At 72.2% G+C, this 2,582-nt stretch carries 2 protein-coding genes; both read right to left on the bottom strand.

Annotation, left to right across the window (positions count from 1 at the left end; all coding sequences use genetic code 11):
• Positions 1–67: 67 nt before the first annotated feature.
• Positions 68–1,009 carry a 23S rRNA (guanosine(2251)-2'-O)-methyltransferase RlmB gene (gene rlmB, locus IE249_RS17890; protein ID WP_189705831.1) on the bottom strand — a complete coding sequence of 314 codons (942 nt, stop codon included), beginning with the start codon at positions 1,007–1,009 and terminating at the stop codon, positions 68–70.
• 142 nt (positions 1,010–1,151) lie between these two features.
• Positions 1,152–2,552 carry a cysteine--tRNA ligase gene (cysS, locus tag IE249_RS17885; RefSeq protein WP_189705830.1) on the bottom strand — a complete coding sequence of 467 codons (1,401 nt, stop codon included), beginning with the start codon at positions 2,550–2,552 and terminating at the stop codon, positions 1,152–1,154.
• Positions 2,553–2,582: the final 30 nt, after the last annotated feature.

The following is a 2,582-nucleotide window of genomic DNA, read 5'->3' as shown; positions in this document are numbered from 1 at the left end:
CGGATTTACCCCGGCGGGTGACCGTACGGACGCTCGTTCGGCCACCCGCCTTGTGCGGCAAGGGAGTTCACGCCCGCCGGCGGGCCGCCTCGTACAGCACGACACCCGCGGCCACACCGGCGTTGAGCGACTCCGCCCCGCCCGGCATAGGGATGCGCACCCTCAGGTCGCAGGTCTCGCCGACCAGCCGCGACAGGCCCTTGCCCTCGCTGCCGACGACGATCACGACCGGGCCCTCCAGTGCGTCCAGCTCGCCCAGTTCGACCTCGCCGTCCGCGGCGAGGCCGACCACCGTCATGCCCGCCTTCTGGTACGCCTCCAGGGCGCGCGTCAGATTGGTGGCGCGGGCCACCGGCGTACGGGCCGCGGTGCCGGCCGAGGTCTTCCAGGCGCCCGCGGTCATCCCGGCCGCGCGCCGCTCGGGCACGACCACGCCGTGGCCGCCGAAGGCGGAGACCGAGCGGACGACCGCGCCGAGGTTGCGCGGGTCGGTCACCCCGTCCAGGGCCACGATCAGCGGGTCCTCGCCCCCGTCGTACGCGGCGTCGGCGAGGTCCTCGGGGTGGGCGTACTCGTACGGCGGGACCTGGAGGACCAGGCCCTGGTGGTTGAGCCCGTTCGTCATCCGGTCGAGCTCGGGGCGCGGGGCCTCCATGAGGTTGATCCCGCCCCGCTCGGCGGCGAGCTGGAGCGCCTCGCGCACCCGCTCGTCGTTGTCGATGAACTGCTGGACGTAGAGCGTGGAGGCGGGCACGCCCTCGCGCAGCGCCTCGACGACCGGGTTGCGGCCGACGACCAGCTCGGAGGCCGACCGGCCCGATCCGCGGCGCTGCTGCGTCCGGCCCTGCGCACGGCGGGCCTGGGCCTGGGCGGCGCGCTGCTTGGCGTGTCCCTTGCGCATCTCGGCGGGGGGCGTGGGGCCCTTGCCCTCCAGGCCCCGGCGCCGCTTGCCGCCGCTGCCGACCTGCGCGCCCTTCTTGCCGGACATGCGGCGGTTGTTCGCGGCCATGACCTACCTGTCTGTCGAAAGCGTCGTATGTACGGGTGACTCGTCAGTGTGACTCGTACGTGTCACCCGTACGCCTGTCACGTCTATGAAGTGTGCCGCCCGAGGGGCCGGGCGGCACAGTCGATCTTCGGTGCGCGGGGGCTCAGCGGGGGCCGAGGCTCCAGCGCGGCCCCTGCGGGCTGTCCTCGACGACCAGGCCGGACTGGCCGAGCTGGTCGCGGATGGCGTCCGCGGTGGGCCAGTCCTTGCGGGCGCGGGCGGCCTCGCGCTGGTCGAGCACCATGCGGACCAGGCTGTCCACCACGCCGTGCAGGTCCTCGCCGCGATCGCCGCCCTCGCCGGCCCACTGCTCGTCGAGCGGGTCCAGGCCGAGGACGCCGAGCATGGCCCGCACCTCGGCGAGCCGGGCCACGGCGGCCTCCTTGTCGTCGGCGGCCAGCGCGCTGTTGCCCTGCCGGACGGTGGTGTGGACGACCGCGAGCGCCTGCGGGACGCCCAGGTCGTCGTCCATCGCCTCGGCGAAGGCGGGCGGCACCTGCTCGGCGGGCTCCACCGGGCCCGCCTTCTCCATCACGCGCTGGATGAAGCCCTCGATCCGCGCGAACGCGGACTCGGCCTCGCGCAGCGACTCCTCGCTGTACTCGATCATCGAGCGGTAGTGCGGGGTGCCCAGGTAGTAGCGCAGCACGATGGGCCGCCACTGCTTGACCATCTCCGACACCAGCACGCTGTTGCCCAGCGACTTGGACATCTTGTCGCCGGCCATGGTCACCCAGGCGTTGTGCACCCAGTAGCGGGCGAACTCGTCGCCGTAGGCCTTGGCCTGGGCGATCTCGTTCTCGTGGTGGGGGAAGATCAGGTCGAGGCCGCCGCCGTGGATGTCGAAGGCGCTGCCCAGGTACTTGTGCGCCATGGCGGAGCACTCCAGGTGCCAGCCCGGCCGGCCCTCGCCCCACGGGGTGGGCCAGGTCGGCTCGCCCGGCTTGGCCGCCTTCCACATGGCGAAGTCGCGGGGGTCGCGCTTGCCGGTCTCGCCCTCGCCGGACGGCTGGAGCAGATTGTCCAGCTCCTGCCGGGACAGCTCCAGGTACTGGGGGAAGGAGCGCACGTCGAAGTAGACGTTGCCGTCGGCGGCGTAGGCGTGCCCGCGGTCGATGAGCGTGCGCATCATCTCGGTCATCTCGGGCACGTGCCCGGTGGCGCGGGGCTCGTAGGTGGGCGGGAGGCAGCCGAGGGCGGTGTAGCCGTCGTTGAACGCGCGCTCGTTCTCGTAGCCGATCGACCACCAGGGGCGATTCTGCTCGTGCGCCTTGGTGATGATCTTGTCGTCGATGTCGGTGACGTTGCGGATGAACGTCACCTCGTAGCCGCGGTGGGCGAACCAGCGGCGCATGATGTCGAAGTTCAGGCCCGACCGGATGTGCCCGATGTGCGGGGCGGCCTGCACGGTGGCGCCGCACAGGTAGATCGAGACGCAGCCCGGCTTGAGCGGGGTGAAGTCACGGATCTGCCGGGCGCTGGTGTCGTACAGGCGAATGGTCACCACTCCAGGGTAGTGGGCGGCGGGCAGTGC

It is taken from the genome of Streptomyces anandii JCM 4720 (assembly GCF_014650655.1).
GTDB lineage: Bacteria > Actinomycetota > Actinomycetes > Streptomycetales > Streptomycetaceae > Streptomyces > Streptomyces anandii.
The sequence above is the reverse complement of the archived record's forward strand: the minus strand, read 5'-3'. Positions and strand labels throughout refer to the sequence as shown.

Excerpts from the sequence above, each read along its gene's own strand:
- rlmB (WP_189705831.1), bottom strand. The coding sequence starts at position 1,009 with ATGGCCGCGAACAACCGCCGCATGTCCGGCAAGAAGGGCGCGCAGGTC.